Origin of the sequence: Marinobacterium aestuariivivens (assembly GCF_042661465.1) — a bacterium.
Lineage (GTDB): Bacteria > Pseudomonadota > Gammaproteobacteria > Pseudomonadales > Balneatricaceae > Marinobacterium_A > Marinobacterium_A aestuariivivens.
On sequence record NZ_JBHSWE010000001.1, the window covers coordinates 3,299,430 to 3,318,559 of the forward strand.

The window sequence follows — 19,130 nt, forward strand, 5'->3', positions numbered from 1 at the left end:
CTCCTAGGACTGGGCAAAACACAACGGGAGTGAAGCATGAACGATCTGGCGAACAATCTTGCGCAGATGAATCTGACGACCCTTTGCCGGGCGGTGGCCGGGGGCGAAATCAGTCTGAGCGAGGTGGCGGGGGCTTTCACCGCCATCGCAACTGAGCGCAACCCCGATCTCAACGCCGTGGTTCGCTTCGATGCCGCCTGGCTGCAGCGGCAGGCGCGAGAGCTCGAGGCACGGGTCGCGGCCGGCGAACGGCTGCCGCTGCTTGGCGTGCCCTTTACCGTCAAGGACACGATCTGGGTCGAAGGCCGTACCGCAACCCAGGGCTCTGAGCTGTTCGCGGACTTCGTCGCGCCCCGGGATGCGGTGTCCGTTGCCCGGCTGCGCCAGGCCGGCGCGCTGATCCTGGGTCACAGCAACAGTTCGGAGTTCGCCTGCAAGGGCGTGACCACCAACAAGCTCTACGGTCCGACCCGCAACCCCTGGAATGCGACGATGACGCCGGGCGGTTCGTCAGGGGCGCGGCGGCGGCGGTTTCGGCCGGCCTCGGGCCTTTCGCGCTGTGCACCGACGGCGGCGGCTCCACCCGGCGTCCGGCGGCGCATAGCGGCGTGGTCGGCTTCAAACCCTCCTGCGGGCTGATTCCGCACCCGACCGGTTTCCAGGAGCCGCTGTTCGGTAATGGCGTGATCGGCCTGATGACGCGCCGGATCGACGATCTGGCGCCGGTCCTGTCGGTGCTGGCCGGTGCCCATCGCTACGACGCCGATACCCCCGAGGGAGGTGCTGCGTCACTCGGGCACTGCACGGACGTAAAGGGTGTCCGTGTCGCCTTCAGCCCGCGTTTCGGCCTGACTGTGCCAGTCGATCCCGAAGTCGCGGCGGCGACCCGGGCGGTGGCGGACGCTCTGGAGAGTGCCGGTGCCATCGTCGAGGAGCGCGACCCGGTCTGGCCGCAAGGTGCCGGTGAGGACGCCTTTTCCACGCTACAGTTCGCCGGACTGGCCGCGCTCTATGGCGACGCCTTCCGGCAGGATGCGCTGAGGTTCGACCCCGATATCGCGGCGCAGATCGAAAAAGGCCTGTCCCTGAACGGCGCCGAAGTGGCCGCGGCCTACTTCCACCGTGCCGAACTGTACCGGGCCATGGCGGACCTGTTCGCGGCCAGCGATGCGGTGCTGACGCCGACGACGCCCTGTACCGCCTGGCCGTTTAGCGAACTGGGGCCGGCGACGATCGACGGTGTCCCGGTGTCCCCGCGTGGGCATGCGGTCTTCACGCCGATCGTCAATCACACCTTTCATGCGGCGGTCTCGGTCCCCTGCGGCCTGGCCTCCAACGGCCTGCCGATGGGCGCCCAGATCATCGTGCCGCGCTTTCAGGATGCCCGCGCACTGGCACTGGGGCGTGTCGTGGAACAGGCCTTCGGCGATCCGTTCGCCGTGCCCCGGTGGCCCATGGATCGAAGGGCCGGATAACGAAACGGGATGGCACCTGCCATCCGAACAACTGCACCAATCCAAACTCTGTTGGAGTGAGCAATGAAAACAACAATCAAGAAGCTACTGGTTTCAGCCGTCATGACCGCCGGCCTGGTCGCTGGTACCTCGAGCGCCGATACCATCCGTCTCAGCACCACGGTGTCCGACTCGTCGAACTGGGTCAAGGCGGCGAACAAGTTCAAGGAGCTTGTCGAAGCGCGCAGCGAGGGCGAGCACAAGGTTGAAGTGTACGCCAATGGCACCCTGGTCAGCGGTAACGACCGGGTCGAGCTGGAGATGGCCCAGGCGGGCGCGGTCGATATCATCATGAAATCGACACCCTGGCTGAGCCAGTTGAACCCGGATTTCATCGTCGTCTCCATGCCCTGGATTTTCCCCGATACCGATGCGGCGATGGCCGTCATGGACGGGCCCGTGGGCGACAAGCTGTCCGCGAAGCTGGAATCCCAGGGCATTCGGGCGCTGGCCTGGGGCTCCGGCAGCTTCTTTCAGCTCTATACCAATCCCGGCCCGATCGAGACCGTGGATGATATCGCCGGTGTGAAAATCCGTACCCCGGGGCTGGAGCTCTATCTCAATTCCTGGTCGTCCATTGGCTCCGTACCGGTGGCCATGAGCTTTGCCGAAGTGTTCAGCGCCCTGCAGGCCGGCGCCATCGATGGCGGTATCTCGCCGATTCCGCTGATCTACTCGTCCCGTTTCTACGAGGTCAGCAAGAACATTTCGATGGTCAACTTCTCGTTCGAGGCGATCGGCATGCTGGCGAGCAATGTCTTCTGGGCACGGCTGTCCGATGACGACAAGGCCCTGGTCGCCCAGGCGGCCAAGGACGCGATGATCCATCAGCGTGAAGTCGCGGCCAGCGAGGAGACCGAACTGGCCAGGGTCATGGAGGCGTCGGGTGTCAGCATCCATACGCCGTCCGAGGAAGCGCTTGCCGGATTCAAGGCCAAAGTGGCGCCGGTCTATGCTGAGTTCAAGGAGAAAGTCGGTGCCGAGCTGGTCAGCGAGGTTGAAGCTCAAGTCAAGGCTCTGAGTCACTAGGACCGCTCCCGCAACTGCCGCGGCCGGGCATCGGTCCGGCAGTCGCGGGCTCAGCCGGTTTGCGCTCGAAGGAGACGGATAATGAAATATGTCGCTGCAAAAGCCACAAGCTGGCTCGACAGGCTGGAAAAATTCACGGTTGTCACGTTCTGCGGCTCCATCGTAATCCTGATATTCATGGGGGTACTGTCCCGGTACTTCTTCCATTATTCGATCGCCTGGTCCGAGGAGCTGGCCCGGTTTCTGTTTCTTTTGGGGGCGCTGTTCGGTGCGGCCTCGGCGTGCAAAACCGGCCAGCATGGTGGTATTCCGCTGCTGGTAGACAAGTTTCCCCCGGCGCTGCAGCGGGTCACGGAGGTCTTTGTCGGCATCTGCATGCTGGTCTTTATCGGCTACCTCGCCTGGCAGAGTTACGGCACGACCATGCGAGCCCTGGCCAGCGGCCAGACCAGCATGACGACGGGCATCTCGATCTGGGTGATCAACCTGGGCATGTTCCTGGCGTTTTGCCTGGCATTTGTGCGCACCGTTCAGGGGCTGATTATCGGTGCCTATCGTATCGACAAGCCGATAGTGGAATAAATTATGGAACTGCTTACCAATCCTGCCGTTATCGGACTGATGGTGTTCTTTGGCTTTCTGGCACTGAACGTCCCGGTATTCGTCGCCATAGGGCTTGCCGGCCTGATGGCTTTCGTGGTGTTCGAAATTGCGCCCCTGAGCGTGATTCCCTACGTGTTCTCCGGATCCCTTGATTCGTTTCCGCTGCTGGCAACGCCGCTGTTCATCATCGCCGGCAACTTCATCACCCGCACCGGTATCGCCACCAAGCTGGTGCGCCTTGCGGAGCTGGTGCTGGGACCGGTGCCCGGCGGTCTGGCACTGACGGTGCTGGTAACCGGGGCGGTGCTCGGTTCCATGTCCGGCTCCAATATCGCCACGGTGGCGGCGCTCAGCTTCCTGGTGCAGCCGATGGTCGAGCGCGGTTACGATCGTGGCTTCGCGGTCGCCGTGGTCGCGGCGGGCTGTACCTTCGGTGTGGTGATTCCCCCGAGCATAGGCTTTATCATCTACGGCGTTATCACCGAATCCTCCATTCCGAAGCTGTTCGCGGCCGGTATCGGCCCGGGTCTGACGATGCTGCTGATTCTGGGCGGCTATGTGCTCTACGTCTCGAAGAAGCGGGGTTACAAGGGTGCAGACCTGGAAAATCGTAGCTGGTCGACGTTTTTCGAGGCCTTCAAGGATGCGTTCTGGGGGCTGATGGCACCTGTCATCATTCTCGGTGGTATCTACTCGGGGGTCTTTACCGCGACCGAAGCGGCGGCCGTCGCCGTGGTCTACCTGTTCGTGATCGACCGGTTGGTGTACAAGCAGATCTCCTTTGCGCAGCTGCCGGACGTGATCTTCGAGTCGGGGCGCACCATCGGCGTGATCGTGCTGATCATTGCGACTTCGGCCGTTTACGGCTGGGTGATGCAGACCCAGGGCCTGGCCACCATGCTCAACAGCTTCATACTGGATACCAGTGGCGGCAACGCGATCGTGATCCTGCTGTTCTTCAATCTGGTGTTGCTGGTGGCGGGTGCCTTCCTGGAACCCATTGCGGCGATGTATCTGCTGGTGCCGCTGTTCAAACCGACGCTGGAAGCGATCGGCTTCGACCTGGTGCATTTCGGCGCGGTACTGACGGTGAACCTGTCGATGGCGCACCTGACACCGCCGGTCGGGGTGGGGCTGTTCCTGGCGTCGCAGCTGGGCAAGGTGCCCTTCGCCACGGCTGCCCGTTATGCCATTCCGTTCGTGCTCTGCGAGGTGGTGGTGATCCTGCTGGTCACCTACGTGAAGCCGATCGCGATGTTCCTGCCTTCGCTGCTGGGCTGAAGCGTCCGGCAGTGCGGACCTTTGCGGTCCGATCGACGCCCCCGGCTGCGGCCGGGGGCGTCGCCATTTTCAGCGTCTGCGTGTTCCGCCCTGCTGGGTCGGTCGGGGCGAGGCTATACTTCATGGAGGTCATGATCGCCGGCCCTGACGATGAAGGAAAACCTCGAGATTCGACAGATCGATCCGAGTCTGCATAATGCGGATCTGGCGCCGATCCCGGTCGACAAACGCCGTTGGGGCTGGTTCGAGATATTCAATGTCTGGGCCAACGACGTCCAGAGCCTCTTCGGCTATACCCTGGCCGCATCGTTGTTTATCACCTATGGCCTCAATGGCTGGGCCGTGTTTGCCGCCATTATTCTGGCCGGTGTTTTCGTCATGCTGCTGGTCAACCTGTCCGGCAACCCCAGCGTTCGTTACGGCATTCCCTATCCGGTGATGGCACGCGCCAGCATGGGCGTGCGCGGGGCCAATTTCCCGGCGATGATTCGCGGTATCGTGGCGATCTTCTGGTATGGCGTGCAGACCTACTTCGCCTCGACCGCCATCGCGTTGCTGATCAATGCCCTCTTCGGTATTGAAGAAAGCCGGACGCTGCTGGGTATGACGGCGGTGGACTGGTTGTCCTTCGTGCTGGTCTGGCTGTTTCAGATCTTTCTGTTCTGGCAGGGCATCGGGTGGATCACGCGTTTTTTGAACTGGGCGGGCCCCTTTGTCTATCTGGTGATGATTGCCCTGATGATCGTGATCTGGGTGCAGGCGGGCGGCGGACTGCTCGATGCCGTCGGTACCATCTTCAGCGGCTCCTCGAGCTATACGGGCAGTGACTTCTCGGCGTTTATGGCGATTATGGGCACGATGATCGCCTATTTCGCCGCGGTAGTGATCAATTTCGGCGACTTCTCACGCTTTGTCCGCAACCATGCCCAGATGCGTCTGGGTAACCTTCTGGGGTTGCCGTTCAATCTGGCGCTGTTTTCATTTATCGCGCTTTTTGTCACGGCCGGTACGCTGGTGCTCTTTGGCGAGACCCTAACCAACCCTGCCGATATTGTCGAGCGTGTCGACCACAAGCTGTTGACGGTGGTGGCGGCAATTACGTTCTTTGCGGCGACAGTTGGCATCAACCTGGTGGCCAACTTCATTCCGCCTGCCTATGACCTTGCCAACCTGATGCCGAGCCGGATCAGCTTTCGTATCGGCGGACTGATTACGGCAGTGATTGCGTTCTTTATCGGCGGCCTCTGGGTGTCGCTGGTGAGTCAGATAGGCATTGCCGGCTTCGTCAACACGCTGGGCGCAGTGCTGGCACCGGTGTATGGCATCATGATGGCGGACTACTACATTATCCAGCGTCGCCATCTGGATATTCAGGCGCTGTTTTCGGCAAAGCCCGGGAGCCGCTATTACTTCAACGGTGGCTGGAATCTGAGAGCGGTCTGCGCCTTTGTTCTGGGCAGTCTCTTCTCCGTCGCATCGGTCTGGCTGCCGGCGCTGGAGGTTCTGTCGGGCTATTCCTGGGTGATGGGCGCCGTTATCGGCGGGGTGTTGCATCTGCTGTTTATGAGCGTGGCACGTAGCTGATTCATGCCCTCCGGCGAGTCCGGCCGACAGCGGTACAGTCGGCCGGGCAGGCAGGAGCAAACCTATATGGACTTCAGCGGATAGTGTGCGGGGTAGGGCAACTGAGCGACGCCGGAGTCGATGGCGGCGCGGGCCACGGCATCGGATACGATCGTCAGCAGGCGCGGGTCGGTGGCCTTGGGCAGAATGTAGTCGTGGCCGAATTCGAGGCTGTCGATCTCGTAGGTGGCCAGCACTGCGGCCGGTACAGCTTCGCGCGCCAGCTCGGCAATGGCGCGGGCCGCCGCCATCTTCATCTCTTCGTTGATCGTGCTGGCCCGCACATCCAGGGCGCCGCGGAAGATATAGGGAAAGCCGAGGACGTTGTTGACCTGGTTCGGATAATCGGAGCGACCGGTGGCGACGATGACGTCCGGGCGGGTTTCGCGCGCCAGTTCCGGACGGATCTCCGGATCCGGGTTGGCGCAGGCGAAGACCACCGGGTTGTCGGCCATCTTTTCCAGCTGCAGCGGCGAGAGCATGTCCGGGCCCGAGAGGCCGACGAAGACATCGGCGCCGTCGATGGCATCGTCCAGGGTGCGGGCCGGCGTATCGATGACGAAGGCCGCCTTCTCGGCGGTGAGGTCGTCGCGATCGCTGTGGATCACGCCCTTGCGGTCGAGCATGAAGATGTTCTCGCCGCAGGCGCCGAAGCTCTGCAGCAGGTTCATGCAGGCGGTCGCGGCGGCGCCGGCGCCGAGGCAGACGATGCGGGCTTCGGCCAGCGACTTGCCGGCGATCTCGAGGGCGTTCAGCATGCCGGCGGCGGTGACGATGGCGGTGCCGTGCTGATCGTCATGGAACACCGGAATATTGCAACGCTCGATCAGCGCCCGTTCGATTTCGAAGCATTCCGGCGCCTTGATGTCCTCGAGATTGATGCCGCCGAAGCTGTCGGCGATGGCGGCAACGGTATCGATGAAGGCGGCAGGTTCGGCGAGATCCACCTCGAGGTCGATCGAGTCGATGGCGGCGAAGCGCTTGAACAGCAGCGACTTGCCTTCCATCACCGGCTTGCTGGCCAGCGCGCCGAGGTTGCCGAGGCCGAGGATGGCGCTGCCATTCGAGATCACGGCCACCAGGTTGCCCTTGGCGGTGTAGCGGTAGGCATTGGCCGGATCCCTGGCGATTTCACGTACGGGCTCGGCGACGCCGGGGCTGTAGGCCAGGGCCAGGTCGCGGGCGGATTCGGCGGGTTTGGTCAGGCAGACGCCGATCTTGCCGGGCTGCGGGAGCTCGTGATAATCGAGCGCCTGTTGCTTGAGGGTGTCACTCATGGTTGTGCTTCCGAAGGGTTGGCGCCTGGAGCGGCGCGCAGGGAGTTAGAGTTAACAGCTATGAGGTAACAGTTAACAGTGCCCAGGGGGCGCTTGCTTGCGGTGAAACCAGCTGGTTACCGGTTACTGTTTTCTATCTTTTGAATCTCTTTGATGGCGTCGCCGGTCTTGCAGACATGCTCAAAGAGGATCCGGCCGGCGAGCAGGCTGTCGCGGGCACGAAGAGCCTCGAGGAGCGCACGGTGCTCGAGAACGGACTGGTCCCAGTGTGCATGGGAGAGGGTGGTCAGGTAACGTCCCCGACGGGTCTTGCCGCTGAGCCGTCCATGCAGCTGTTGCAGTTCACGGTTGCCGCATAGGTCGATGACCCACTGGTGTATTCGCTGGTTGAGGTCAAAGTATTCCTGGGGCCGGCCGGCGTTGTAATGAACTTCCATCTCGAGCTGCAGTTGCTCCAGCAGGGCCAGATCCTCTTCGCTGATCCGGGTGGCCGTCATCTCCGCGGCCTGACGCTCGAGTCCGCTTAGCACTTCGACCAGTTCGATCAGTTCGGCGGTGGTGACCGTCGCAACGCGGGATCCTCGATGCGGCTCGATGATGATCAGTCCTTCGCTCTGCAGTACCTTAAGTGCCTCGCGCAGTGGCGTGCGCGAGATATCGAGCAGACTGCACAGTTCGATCTCGTCGACGCGGCTTCCCTCGGGCAGTGTTTCTTCTGTGATCATCCGCCGCAGATGCTCGGCGACTTCCTCGTGAAGCAGACGCCGTTTCATGCTGGCGGGGCCTGAAAACCGAATGGGTTTGTTCATGTCCAGTTTTCCTCTGTTCACGCGGACGTTTTCGGCTCGCCCGGTGGGCGGCGCGTTATAGTAATTTAAATAATTAAATATAAAAAATTATTTATTTTATCCGGTTTTCGATGTCATGGGGTTTACGGGTGCGGGTCCGGGCTAACCGACTGCCAAAAGTCTTTCGCCCGCAGAGCGAGTGCCCACAGAACAATGTCCTGGTTGTGGGAGCCCGGTCCTCTGGGCGAATGTTCCCAGCCCTGGCCAATTCGCCCGCAGAGCGGGCTCCCACAAGGATTTAATGAGACATCACTCCTCGCGGATGCTGTGATTGGACATGTGTTCGAGGCCCTTGATCATGCCGGAATGATCCCAGCCGGCACCGCCTAGCGCGACACAGGTGCTGAATATCTGCTGGGTGGTGGCGGTGTTGGGCAGGTTCAGCGCCAGCTCGCGGGCGCCGGTCAGCGCCAGGTTGAGGTCCTTCTGGTGCAGCGCGATGCGAAAGCCGGGGTTGAAGGTGCCCTTGACCATGCGCTCGCCATGGACCTCGAGGATCTTCGACGAGGCGAAGCCGCCCATCAGGGCTTCGCGCACGCGGGCAGGATCTGCGCCGGCCTTGGACGCAAACAGCAGCGCTTCGGACACCGCCTCGATGTTCAGCGCGACGATGATCTGGTTGGCCACCTTGGCGGTCTGGCCATCGCCGTTACCGCCGACCAGGGTGATGTTCTGGCCCATGACCTCGAACAGCGGCCGGGCGCGGGCGAAGGTTTCCTCGCTGCCGCCGACCATGATCGACAGGGTACCGGCCCTGCGCCCACTTCGCCGCCGGAGACCGGAGCGTCGAGGTATTCGCCGCCGCGTTCGTTGATGCGCCTGGCGAAGTCCTTGGTGGCCAGGGCGAGATCGAACTCATGTCGATAACGACCTTGCCGGCGCCAACGCCTTCGGCGACGCCGTTGTCACCGAACAGCACCTCTTCGACCTGGGGGGTATCGGGGACCATCAGGATGATGAATTCGGCCGCTTCTGCGACCGCTTTCGGGGTCGGGCAGCCTTCGGCGCCTTCGAGCTCGGCCGGGACCGGGCTGCGCTGGGTGGATAGGTACAGCTGGTGGCCGGCGTTCTGCAGGTTCTGCGCCATGGGCAGGCCCATGATGCCGGTGCCGATAAAGCCGATATTGGCCATTGTTTTGCCTCCGTAACGGGTAGCTCCACCGTAGGAGCGCCGCCCCGGTGCGAATCTTTTGGCAGAGTGCCATCGAAATTCGCTGCGAGGCGCAGCTCCTACGGGTGTGTGGTTCAAACGATGTTGTGGTCTTTCATCCAGCCAAGACCGGCTTCGGTGCTGGTGGCCGGCTTGTATTCGCAGCCGATCCAGCCGTCGTAGCCGAGCTGGTCGAGGAAGCCGAAGATGAAGCGGTAGTTCAGCTCGCCGGTCCCCGGTTCGTGACGGCCCGGGTTGTCGGCCAGCTGCACATGCTGGATGGCATCGATATTGGCCTCCAGCGTGGGGCAGATGTCGCCCTCCATGATCTGCATGTGGTAGATGTCGTACTGCAGTGCCAGATTGCCGCTGCCGACCTTGTCGCGAATGCGCAGTGCCTGCTGGGTGGTGTTGAGGAAGAAGCCCGGAATGTCGCGGGTATTGATCGCCTCCATCACCAGGCGGATGCCGGCCTGCTTGAGCTTCTCCGCGGCGTACTTCAGGTTCTCGACCAGGGTCTCTTCGGCGACTGTGTCGCTGACGTCCGCAGGCTTAATACCGGCCAGGCAGTTGACCTGCCCGTTGCCGAGCACGCGGGCGTACTCGATCGCCTGGTCGACGCCGGCGCGGAACTCCTCGATGCGGTCCGGATGGCAGGCGATGCCGCGCTCGCCGCCGGCCCAGTCGCCGGCCGGCAGGTTGAACAGCACCTGGGTCAGGCCGTTGGCATCCAGTTTTGCCTTGATTTCGTCCGGCGCGTAGTCGTACGGGAACAGGTACTCGACACCCGCGAAGCCGGCTTTCGCCGCGGCGTCGAAGCGGTCGAGAAAGTCGTGCTCGGTAAAGAGCATTGATAGGTTGGCGCAAAAGCGGGGCATGTCACTCTCCTTCGAAAATGTATCCGGCCATGTAGGGTGCTGGTGAGCAGAGCGAACCGCACCGATGGTGTCGATGCGCTTCGCTGTCGCTTAGCGGCACCCTACGATCCTGTTTTCAATCGAGCAGCGAGATCGCCGTCGGGGCGTCTTCGCCGCGCTCGGCCAGGTCCTCGAACTCGTTGATGGCGTTGATCTCGGTACCCATCGAGATATTGGTCACCTTCTCGAGGATGATCTCGACCACGACCGGCACCCTGTGGATCTGCATCAGCTCCTGGCCTGGTTCAGCGCCGGCAGGATCTGGTCCGGCTCGCGCACGCGGATCGCCTTGCAGCCCAGCCCCTCGACGACGGCGACGTGGTCGACACCGTAGCCTTCGAGTTCCGGCGCGTTCTGGTTGTCGAACGCCAGCTGCACGCAGTAGTCCATGTCGAAGCCGCGCTGCGCCTGGCGGATCAGCCCCAGGTAGGAGTTGTTCACCAGCACGTGGATGTACGGCAGGTTGAACTGGGCGCCAACCGCCAGCTCCTCGATCATGAACTGGAAGTCGTAGTCGCCCGAGAGCGCCACCACCGGACGGGCGGGATCGGCTTTGGCGACGCCCAGCGCGGCCGGGATGGTCCAGCCCAGGGGCCGGCCTGACCGCAGTTGATCCAGTGGCGCGGCTTGTAGACGTGGAGGAACTGTGCCGCGGCGATCTGCGACAGTCCGATGGTGCTGACATAGCAGGTGTCCTTGCCGAAGGCCTTGTTCATCTCTTCGTAGACGCGCTGCGGCTTGACCGGGACGTTGTCGAAGTGGGTCTTGCGCTGCAGGGTGCGCTTGCGCGTCTGGCACTCCTCGAGCCACTGGCGGCGATCCGCCAGCTTGCCGGCGGCCTGCCACTCGCGGGCGACCTCGACGAACAGCTCGAGGGCGCTGCCGGCATCGGAGACGATGCCATAGTCGGGCATGAAGACGCGGCCGATCTGGGTCGGCTCGATGTCGACGTGGATAAATTTGCGGTTCTCGGTGTAGACCTCGACGGTACCGGTGTGGCGGTTGGCCCAGCGGTTGCCGATGCCGAGCACCAGGTCCGAGGCCAGCATCGTGGCGTTGCCGTAGCGGTGCGAGGTCTGCAGGCCGACCATGCCGACCATCTGCGGATGGTCGTCGGGGATGGTGCCCCAGCCCATCAGGGTCGGGATCACCGGGATGCCGGTCAGTTCGGCGAACTCGACCAGCTTGTCGGAGGCGTCGGCGTTGATGATGCCGCCGCCGGCGACCAGCAGCGGGCGCTCGGCGGCGTTGAGCATCTGCAGCGCCTTCTCGACCTGCCTGCGGGTGGCGGCCGGCTTGACCACCGGCAGCGGCTCGTAGGTGTCGATGTCGAACTCGATCTCGGCCATCTGCACATCGAAGGGCAGGTCAATGAGGACCGGCCCCGGGCGACCGGAGCGCATCTCCTGGAACGCCTTCTGAAACACCCAGGGCACCTGGGCGGGTTCGAGCACGGTGGTGGCCCACTTGGTGACGGGCTGGGCGATGCTGGCGATGTCGACGGCCTGGAAGTCCTCCTTGTGCAGCCGGGCGCGCGGTGCCTGGCCGGTGATGCAGAGGATCGGGATGGAGTCGGCGGACGCCGAGTAGAGACCGGTGATCATGTCGGTGCCGGCCGGTCCCGAGGTACCGATGCAGACACCGATATTGCCGGGGTTGGCGCGGGTGTAGCCCTCGGCCATGTGGGAAGCGCCCTCGACGTGGCGCGCCAGCACATGGTCGATGCCGCCGAGTGATTTCATCGCGGCATACAGGGGGTTGATCGCGGCGCCCGGCAGGCCGAAGGCGGTGTCGATGCCTTCACGCTTGAGCACTTCAACGGCGGCTTCTATAGCTCTCATCCTGGCCATTGGTCATCTCTCTTTTGGGTATTGAATAATATAATTATGAATTATTGATTCGAGATATTTTAGTAATCAGGCTGTTGCTATGTCAACCTGAAGGCGCTGCGTTGCGAGGTGGTGGAGGCTGTTTGGGTTCGGTGTACGTTTTTTATTGCTTATAAAACATATGGTTACACTGTATTTCGAGAAAAATAATAAATAATTATGAATTCAAAAGTTGATTTCCGTTAGTGCTGGCGGTAGCTTTTGTCACGACTGACAGCGCAAAGCGTCCGGGCTTCGAGCTAGGTCTGGGCAAGTCCTGGCACGGCTGTCGGCGCATCGAGAAGCCTGCAGTCCGGGGGCGCCTGTGGCAATGCGGGCCGGACCGGAATGCGGCTTCTTGATCGGCTTGCGTCACTCCCTTGATCCGTACTCAGTCTGGCTGGCGGATTATTTTTCCGGCGACGGCAGGGGGTGTTGCCAATGATTCATTATGCGTGTATAGGTAATTCATAATTCAAAAATGCAAGATAGTTGAAGGGCTGCAGGCAGGATCGCTGCAACAGGCATGCGATCGGTCGTGCGGCTACACCGAGAAGGAGAGGAGAGGCAATGCAACAGAATAAGATGTCATCCCTGGCAAAGAACTGCGTCAAGACCGCGCTGGCCGCGGCACTGAGCGCGGCGGTGTTCTCGGGCAGCGTGGCGGCCGATAACCTGCGTCTGGCCGGCAACTTCCCGACCACTCACTCCAGCAGTATTGCGATGGAGCAGTTCAAGGAGCGCCTGCCCGAACTTTCGGGCGGCGAACTCACCGTGGACGTCTTCCCGGCCATGCAGCTCGGCGGCGCCAAGGAGAATATCGACCAGGTACGCTCAGGGGTGTTGGAGATGACCTGGGTGGGTGCCTCCTACCTTTCCCGGATCGTGCCGGAACTCGAGGCCGTCAGCCTTCCGTTCGTCTATGCCAACCGCGACGAGGCCTTCAAGGTGGTCGATGGCCCGGTCGGCGATATGCTTAACGAAAAACTGGCCGAAAAAGGCTTTATCGCGCTGGGCTTCATGGAGCTCGGCTCGCGCCACGTCACCAACAGCCAGCATCCGATCAAGACTCTGGCCGACTTCGACGGCCTGAAGATCCGGCTGCAGCCGAACGAGACCCATCTGGCCACCTTCCGTGCGCTGGGCGCCAGCCCTGTCTCGATGGGGATCAATGAGGTGTATTCGGCGCTGCAGCAGGGAGTGATCGACGGCCAGGAAAACCCCTACAGTGTGATAGAAAGCCGCAAGCTCAACGAGGTGCAGACCTATCTGACCGATACCTCGCACTTCTTCGACTTTATCGTTGTGGTGGCCAACAAGCGCAAGTTCGAGAAGCTGGAGCCGTCGGAGCAGCAAGCGGTGCGTGATGCCATGGCGGAAGCTGTGACCTGGCAGCGTGCCAAGGCCGCCGAAGAGGATAGCGCGGCGCGGGAAAAGCTGGCGGCGAACATGCAGCTGGTCGAAGTGACGCCTGAACTGCGTCAACAGATGCGCGAGCGGACCGCGCCTGTGATCGAAAGTCTGAAGGAGCGCATCGGTGCGGATCTGATCGATGCGGTACTGGCGGAAGCGAAGTAATGAACGAACGGGTTCTTGACGGAACCTCCATGGCCGGCGAGGAGGCTCCCGTAGCCTCCCCGCTGGTCAGGCGGTACCAACAGATGCTCAGGGCAGTCGATGGCCTGTCCTACGGCGCCATAGCCCTGATGATGACGCTGATGACCGGGTTGGTGACGGCCCAGGTGGTGCTGCGTTATTTCTTTGGCGACTCCATTGACTGGGCCGACGAGGTGTCCAGGCTGGCGTTCGTCTGGTCGATCTTTCTGGCGCTGCCCCATGGCATCAAGAAGGGCATCCATGTCGGCATCGATATCCTGATCAACCGCTTCGGTTCGCGCATGCGCGAAAACCTGATGCGGCTGATGCTGGCGCTGAGCGCAATGCTGATGCTGATCGTCATGTGGAATGCCGGGATGGTGGCTCGCGAAGCCTGGGGCGAGATGATGCCGACGGTCGACCTCAGTGTATCGGTCTTCTATGTCGCCGTGATCATCTCGATGGCCCATTGCTTCCTGCACCTGCTGTTCCTTGTCTGGCAGGGCTCCGATGTCTGGGGGAACGACTGATGGTTCTGGTATCCATAGGTATCTTTTTCATCCTGGCGCTGCTGGGCATGCCGCTGGCGTTCGCGCTGGGCTTTTCGGCACTCGGCGCTTTCGCCTTTGGTGGCATCGAGATGGCGGTCATGCCGCAGAGCATGATGCATGCAGTCGATTCATTCCCGCTGATGGCCATTCCGCTGTTCATGCTGGCCGGAGAGTTCATGGTCGGCGGCCAGATCATGCAGCGTGTGATCGACTTTGCCAACGCCGTGGTGGGTCGGGTACAGGGCGGTCTGGCCCATGTCACCATCCTCTCGGGGCTGGGGCTGGCATCCGTGACCGGTGCGGCCGTGGCCGGCGCCAGCGCCCTGGGCACCACCATGATGCCCTCGCTGCGCAAGCATTACGACAACGGGTTCGGCTCTTCGGTGGTGGCTTCGGCATCGAACCTCGGACCGATCATTCCGCCCAGTGCCGCGATGATCGTCTATGCGCTGATGGCCGGCTCCAGCGTTTCGGTCGGTGGCCTCTTCATGGCCGGCGTGGTACCGGGCATTCTGCTGACCGTCGGCATGATGGCGCTCTGTACCTGGATTTCGTACAAGCGCGGCTACGAGCCGACCGGCGAGCCGTTCTGCTGGCGTAACGTGCTCACGCAAAGCCGTCGGGCCGGGGCCATTCTGCTGATGCCGGTGCTGGTCATCGGTGGCATCGTCGGCGGTGTCTTCACCGCGACCGAAGGTGCCGCGATCGCGGTGGTCTATTCGCTGCTGGTAGGCATGTTCGTGACCGGCAAGCTGAAGCTGTCGGCGATTCCGGGCTGCATGTACCGCGCGGCACTGACGTCGGCGGTGGTCGGGGCGCTGATCGCCTTTGCCAAGCCGGTGACCTTCGTGTTCACGCTGGATCTGCTGCCGCTGCACCTGTCCCAGTTCATCCAGGGGTTTACCTCCGATCCGATGGTGTTCCTGGCGCTGGTGATGACGATGCTGCTGCTGGTGGGCATGTTCCTGGAATCCAACGCCGCCTATATCATGCTGGCGCCGCTGTTCGCGCCCATCGCCATGGCGTACGGCATCGACCCGCTGTACTTCGGTTTCCTCTTTGTGCTCAACCTGGTGGTGGGCATGATGACACCGCCGGTCGGCGTCCTGCTGTTCGTCATGTGCGGCATATCGCGGATTTCGATAGGCGAGCTGCTGAAATCGGTATGGCCCTTTATCGCGTTGCAGTATGCCGTCCTGGCGCTGTGCTGGATATTTCCCGACATTGTCACGGCACTGCCCCGCGCACTGGGGTATTGATCGCCGCGATCGTTTCCGGGCCCCGGACTTCGGGGCCCCCGTTTTTCCGACCTGAAAACAAGGACAAGAAAGATGATACAACGTACGCTGTTGGGCGTTATGACGCCTTCGTCAAACACCACCCTGGAGCCGCTGACGGCGGAAATACTGCATGAGCTTGCGGATGTCAGTGCCCATTTCGGGCGCCTGAAGGTGACCGAGATTTCGTTGCGGGACCAGGCGCTCAGCCAGTTCGACACCGGTCCCTTTCTGGAGGCGGCCCGCCTGCTGGCGGACGCCCGGGTGCAGTCGATCACCTGGAGCGGCACCTCGTCCGGCTGGCGCGGTTTTCAGGACGATATCGCGTTGTGCGAGCTGATCCGCGGGGAAACCGGCATCGAAACGACCACCTCGGTGCTAGCGCTGAACGAGATCTTCGAAAAAACGAAGGTCAGGCATTTCGGCCTGGTGACGCCCTATCTGAGCGATGTCCAGGAGAAAATCGTCGAGAACTACCGGGAAGCCGGCTTCCAGTGCGTTGCCGAGCGCCATCTGGGGGACAGGGGCAACTTCTCCTTCTCGGAGTATGACGAGGACTGCATTGCCGAAATGGTGCGGGCCGTCGCCGCCGAACGGAAGCTAGATGCGATCACCATCTTCTGCACCAACCTGCGTGGCAGCCGCGTCGCAGCGGAGCTGGAGAAGGAGCTGAATATCCCGATCTACGACTCCATCGCGACCGGCGTCTGGAAGGGTATGAAGCTTGCCGGTGCCGATCCCTCCCGTGTCAGGGGCTGGGGATCGCTGTTTGAGATCAAGTGAACCATGGTAGGATGGGTGAAGCGGCGTAACCTGCTGAAATTAAAAAGTTATCACAGGGCTTGCTCGCCGCGTAACCCATCATTTGTGTCGGACTGCTCGTGCCATCCGAAGCTTTGATGATGGGTTACACCGCCAGATACCCCGGTGCTGGCCGTTCATGAAATCACTTGGCGGTTTCACCCATCCTACACGCTTGCAGCTTATGAAAGGAGTCCGATCATCGTCTGGTTTCTGCCGCTGGGACTCTGTCTGGCGATTGGCATCGCCTTGCTGCTGCCGCAGCCGGGGCTCTGGCTCGATGACCTGGGTGTGCTGCCGCTGCTGGTCGCGCTGATCTTCCTGATCAACGGTCTGCAGACCCGGCTGGCCAGCCTGCGCTTCGAGCCGCGTTTCGGTCGCACCTTTGTTGCCGCCGTGGCGATCAACCTGTTGCTGTCGCCGTTGCTCGGCTGGCTGATCGTGCGCTGCAGCGTTGTCGACGGCAGCCTCGGGCTCGGATTACTGGTGATCGCGCTGGTGCCGCCGACGCTGTCGTCCTGCATCGTGCTCACCCGGGTCGCCGGGGGCGAACGCTCTGGGCGCTGTTCATGACCCTGGGGCTGAATTTTCTCGGTATTCTGACGATTCCACTGCTGCTCGGTGCTCTGGTCGGCAGTTCGGTCGAACTCGCGCCCTGGCCGTTGCTGCTCAAGCTGCTGCAGATCGTGCTGCTGCCGTTCCTGCTCGGCCTGCTGATCCGGCCGTTGCTCGGCGCTCTGGTCGCTGTGCCCTGGCTCGGCGTCGTGCCGACACTGGTGGTGATCCTCAGTGTCTACGTCACCCTGTCGGCCAGCGAAGCATCCCTCTACCAGTTGTCGTTGCACTCGCTGCTCTATCTGGCGTTGCTGGTGCTGGGGCTGCATGCCGCCCTGCTGCTGCTCGGTGCGGCGGCATCCAGCCTGCTGGCGCTGGCGCCTGACGAGCGCAATGCCCTGCTGTTGACCGCATCGCAGAAAACGCTGCCGGTTGCCGTCAGTGTGCTGGTGGGGCTCGGTTCCTCGACCGGGGTGGCGGTGATCAGCTGCATTCTCTACCACTTCCTGCAGCTGCTGTTCGATTCGCTGCTGGCGCCACGCCTACGTTTCCGCTGAGGCGCTCCCTCTCTCCCTTGTTTCCTCTTCTGGCAGGCCCTTCGGGGCCTGTCGTGCTTTATGGCGCATAAAAACAAGCGGTTATAAGAGGGCGGAAAATAATAGATAAATTATTATTGCATTCATAATTATATCGAGAGTAGGATGAAGTCATGCTTGAGGACCCGGACAGGGCAGAACGGGCCCGCCCTCCGGAGAACCGCTATTGAATGAGGATGCAAAGATGTCTGATCACCCCCAGCCCCAGTTCGACCTCGTTATCCGCAACGGTCAGGTGGTGACCGCCGCCGATAGTTCCCGCTGCGATATTGGCATCCGCGACGGACGTATCGTCGCGCTGGGCGAGAACCTGGCGGCCGGTCGCGACGAGATCGACGCCGATGGCAAGCTGGTGCTGCCCGGCGGCATCGACGCACACTGCCATCTCGACCAACCCATGCCCGAGGGCATGAAAATGTCGGATGATTTCACCAGCGGCACCCGCTCCGCGGCCTGTGGCGGTACCACCACGGTGATTCCGTTCGCGGCCCAGGAGAAAGGGCAGTCGTTGCGGGAGGCCGTGCGCGACTATCACCAGCGTGCCGAGGGCAAGGCGCTGGTCGACTATGCCTTTCATCTGATCGTCACCGATCCCACCGACAAGGTGCTGAAGGAAGAATTGCCGGAGTTGATCCGCGAGGGCTGCACCTCCTTCAAGATCTACATGACCTATGACGACCTCAAGCTCGATGACGGCCAGATCCTCGATGTGCTGGCGGTGGCGCGAGACGAAGGTGCCATGGCGATGGTCCACGCCGAAAACTCGGACTGTATCAGCTGGCTGACCAAGCGCCTGCTGGCTGCGGGTCATACCGCGCCGCGCTTCCATGCCGAGTCCCGGCCGATGCTGGTGGAACGCGAAGCGACCCATCGCGTGATCGCGCTGTCGGAGCTGGTGGATGTGCCGATCCTGATCGTGCATGTATCCGGCAGCGAAGCGGTCGAACAGATTCGCTGGGCACGGGGGCAGGGGCTGAGCATCTATGCCGAAACCTGTCCGCAGTATCTGTTCCTGACCGCCGAGGACCTGGGCCTGGACGGCTACGAGGGTGCCAAGTGCGTCTGCAGTCCGCCGCCGCGTGACAAGTCGAACCAGCAGGTGATCTGGGACGGTCTCAGCGACGGCCTGTTCAGCATCTTCTCGTCCGACCATGCGCCGTTCAACTACGACGATCCCCTGGGCAAGAAGCCGGGCGGCCAGGAAGTGGACTTCCACTATATCCCCAACGGTATTCCGGGTCTCGAGACCCGCCTGCCGCTGCTGTTCTCCGAGGGCGTCAACAAGGGGCGCATCAGCGTCAACCGCTTCGTCGAGCTGACGTCCACCAACCCGGCCAAGCTGTACGGCCTCTACCCGCAGAAGGGCAGTATCGCCGTCGGCGCCGATGCCGATCTGGTGATCTGGGATGCCGGGCGCGAAGTGACGATCCGCAACGAGCAGTTGCATCACGATACCGATTACACCCCCTACGAGGGCATGCAGATCAGGGGCTGGCCGGAGCTGACCCTGTCCCGCGGCGAGATCGTCTGGGGCGAAGGCAAGCCGAGCGAGGCCATCGGCCGTGGCCGCTTCCTGCCCTGCGGCAGGCCCGAAATGGCTAAGCCGCGGGTGCGCTGAGGCGTAAAGCCGACCGCGGCTGTTCC

Annotated in this window: 12 protein-coding genes and 4 pseudogenes; 11 read left to right on the top strand and 5 right to left on the bottom strand. The window is 62.1% G+C overall.

The genetic code is table 11. From position 1 onward, the window contains the following. Nucleotides 1–66 precede the first annotated feature (66 nt). From ACFQDL_RS17190 to ACFQDL_RS17210, 5 genes and pseudogenes are all read left to right on the top strand, one after another. Nucleotides 67–1,475 (top strand): annotated as a pseudogene (locus ACFQDL_RS17190) (amidase). Between the two features lie 63 nt (nucleotides 1,476–1,538). Next, the gene (locus ACFQDL_RS17195; RefSeq protein ID WP_379910107.1) at nucleotides 1,539–2,543 is read left to right on the top strand and encodes a TRAP transporter substrate-binding protein; all 1,005 of its coding nucleotides are present in this window, start codon (nucleotides 1,539–1,541) and stop codon (nucleotides 2,541–2,543) included. An 81-nt stretch (nucleotides 2,544–2,624) separates the two neighbouring features. After that, nucleotides 2,625–3,125 (top strand): TRAP transporter small permease, encoded by a 501-nt coding sequence (locus ACFQDL_RS17200; RefSeq protein WP_379910108.1) that lies wholly within the window; start codon nucleotides 2,625–2,627, stop codon nucleotides 3,123–3,125. A gap of 3 nt (nucleotides 3,126–3,128) precedes the next feature. Beyond that, nucleotides 3,129–4,427 carry a TRAP transporter large permease gene (locus tag ACFQDL_RS17205; protein ID WP_379910109.1) on the top strand — a complete coding sequence of 433 codons (1,299 nt, stop codon included), beginning with the start codon at nucleotides 3,129–3,131 and terminating at the stop codon, nucleotides 4,425–4,427. A gap of 150 nt (nucleotides 4,428–4,577) precedes the next feature. Further along, nucleotides 4,578–6,011: an NCS1 family nucleobase:cation symporter-1 gene (locus tag ACFQDL_RS17210; protein WP_379910110.1), complete on the top strand. Its 1,434-nt coding sequence runs from the start codon at nucleotides 4,578–4,580 to the stop codon at nucleotides 6,009–6,011. A gap of 62 nt (nucleotides 6,012–6,073) precedes the next feature. Here the strand turns inward: ACFQDL_RS17210 and ACFQDL_RS17215 are convergent, their stop codons facing one another. From ACFQDL_RS17215 to gcl, 5 genes and pseudogenes are all read right to left on the bottom strand, one after another. Then, the gene (locus tag ACFQDL_RS17215) at nucleotides 6,074–7,327 is read right to left on the bottom strand and encodes a malic enzyme-like NAD(P)-binding protein (RefSeq protein WP_379910111.1); all 1,254 of its coding nucleotides are present in this window, start codon (nucleotides 7,325–7,327) and stop codon (nucleotides 6,074–6,076) included. 116 nt (nucleotides 7,328–7,443) lie between these two features. After that, on the bottom strand, nucleotides 7,444–8,136 hold the full coding sequence (locus tag ACFQDL_RS17220) for a GntR family transcriptional regulator (protein ID WP_379910112.1): 693 nt from the start codon (nucleotides 8,134–8,136) through the stop codon (nucleotides 7,444–7,446). Nucleotides 8,137–8,424: 288 nt separating this feature from the next. Next, a pseudogene (gene glxR, locus ACFQDL_RS17225) lies at nucleotides 8,425–9,307 on the bottom strand (2-hydroxy-3-oxopropionate reductase). Nucleotides 9,308–9,420: 113 nt separating this feature from the next. Beyond that, nucleotides 9,421–10,203: a hydroxypyruvate isomerase gene (gene hyi, locus ACFQDL_RS17230; protein ID WP_379910113.1), complete on the bottom strand. Its 783-nt coding sequence runs from the start codon at nucleotides 10,201–10,203 to the stop codon at nucleotides 9,421–9,423. A 115-nt stretch (nucleotides 10,204–10,318) separates the two neighbouring features. Beyond that, nucleotides 10,319–12,092 (bottom strand): annotated as a pseudogene (gene gcl / locus ACFQDL_RS17235) (glyoxylate carboligase). Nucleotides 12,093–12,680: 588 nt separating this feature from the next. Between gcl and ACFQDL_RS17240 the strand changes: the two are divergent. The 6 genes and pseudogenes from ACFQDL_RS17240 to hydA all read left to right on the top strand — a co-directional run bounded on the left by ACFQDL_RS17240 (nucleotide 12,681) and on the right by hydA (nucleotide 19,104). Continuing rightward, entirely contained in the window at nucleotides 12,681–13,688 is a 1,008-nt protein-coding gene (locus ACFQDL_RS17240; RefSeq protein WP_379910114.1) for a TRAP transporter substrate-binding protein, read from the top strand. Next, nucleotides 13,688–14,236 (top strand): TRAP transporter small permease, encoded by a 549-nt coding sequence (locus ACFQDL_RS17245; RefSeq protein ID WP_379910115.1) that lies wholly within the window; start codon nucleotides 13,688–13,690, stop codon nucleotides 14,234–14,236. The genes ACFQDL_RS17240 and ACFQDL_RS17245 overlap by 1 nt, the downstream gene beginning before the upstream one ends. Next, nucleotides 14,236–15,516, top strand: coding sequence for a TRAP transporter large permease (locus ACFQDL_RS17250; RefSeq protein ID WP_379910116.1), 1,281 nt, complete (start codon nucleotides 14,236–14,238; stop codon nucleotides 15,514–15,516). Before ACFQDL_RS17245 ends, ACFQDL_RS17250 begins: the two co-directional genes overlap by 1 nt. A gap of 72 nt (nucleotides 15,517–15,588) precedes the next feature. Beyond that, nucleotides 15,589–16,317 (top strand): maleate cis-trans isomerase family protein, encoded by a 729-nt coding sequence (locus tag ACFQDL_RS17255; RefSeq protein ID WP_379910117.1) that lies wholly within the window; start codon nucleotides 15,589–15,591, stop codon nucleotides 16,315–16,317. A 144-nt stretch (nucleotides 16,318–16,461) separates the two neighbouring features. Continuing rightward, nucleotides 16,462–17,447 (top strand): annotated as a pseudogene (locus ACFQDL_RS17260) (bile acid:sodium symporter). Nucleotides 17,448–17,670: 223 nt separating this feature from the next. Beyond that, on the top strand, nucleotides 17,671–19,104 hold the full coding sequence (gene hydA / locus ACFQDL_RS17265) for a dihydropyrimidinase (RefSeq protein ID WP_379910118.1): 1,434 nt from the start codon (nucleotides 17,671–17,673) through the stop codon (nucleotides 19,102–19,104). The last annotated feature ends 26 nt before the right edge of the window (nucleotides 19,105–19,130 follow it).

What these genes read in the sequence shown, in the direction of transcription:
- ACFQDL_RS17210 (WP_379910110.1), top strand. Translation starts at nt 4,578, where the DNA reads ATGAAGGAAAACCTCGAGATTCGACAGATCGATCCGAGTCTGCATAAT.
- hydA (WP_379910118.1), top strand. Translation starts at nt 17,671, where the DNA reads ATGTCTGATCACCCCCAGCCCCAGTTCGACCTCGTTATCCGCAACGGT.
- ACFQDL_RS17240 (WP_379910114.1), top strand. Translation starts at nt 12,681, where the DNA reads ATGCAACAGAATAAGATGTCATCCCTGGCAAAGAACTGCGTCAAGACC.
- ACFQDL_RS17250 (WP_379910116.1), top strand. Translation starts at nt 14,236, where the DNA reads ATGGTTCTGGTATCCATAGGTATCTTTTTCATCCTGGCGCTGCTGGGC.
- ACFQDL_RS17195 (WP_379910107.1), top strand. Translation starts at nt 1,539, where the DNA reads ATGAAAACAACAATCAAGAAGCTACTGGTTTCAGCCGTCATGACCGCC.
- ACFQDL_RS17255 (WP_379910117.1), top strand. Translation starts at nt 15,589, where the DNA reads ATGATACAACGTACGCTGTTGGGCGTTATGACGCCTTCGTCAAACACC.
- ACFQDL_RS17220 (WP_379910112.1), bottom strand. Translation starts at nt 8,136, where the DNA reads ATGAACAAACCCATTCGGTTTTCAGGCCCCGCCAGCATGAAACGGCGT.
- ACFQDL_RS17205 (WP_379910109.1), top strand. Translation starts at nt 3,129, where the DNA reads ATGGAACTGCTTACCAATCCTGCCGTTATCGGACTGATGGTGTTCTTT.
- ACFQDL_RS17245 (WP_379910115.1), top strand. Translation starts at nt 13,688, where the DNA reads ATGAACGAACGGGTTCTTGACGGAACCTCCATGGCCGGCGAGGAGGCT.
- ACFQDL_RS17215 (WP_379910111.1), bottom strand. Translation starts at nt 7,327, where the DNA reads ATGAGTGACACCCTCAAGCAACAGGCGCTCGATTATCACGAGCTCCCG.
- ACFQDL_RS17200 (WP_379910108.1), top strand. Translation starts at nt 2,625, where the DNA reads ATGAAATATGTCGCTGCAAAAGCCACAAGCTGGCTCGACAGGCTGGAA.
- hyi (WP_379910113.1), bottom strand. Translation starts at nt 10,203, where the DNA reads ATGCCCCGCTTTTGCGCCAACCTATCAATGCTCTTTACCGAGCACGAC.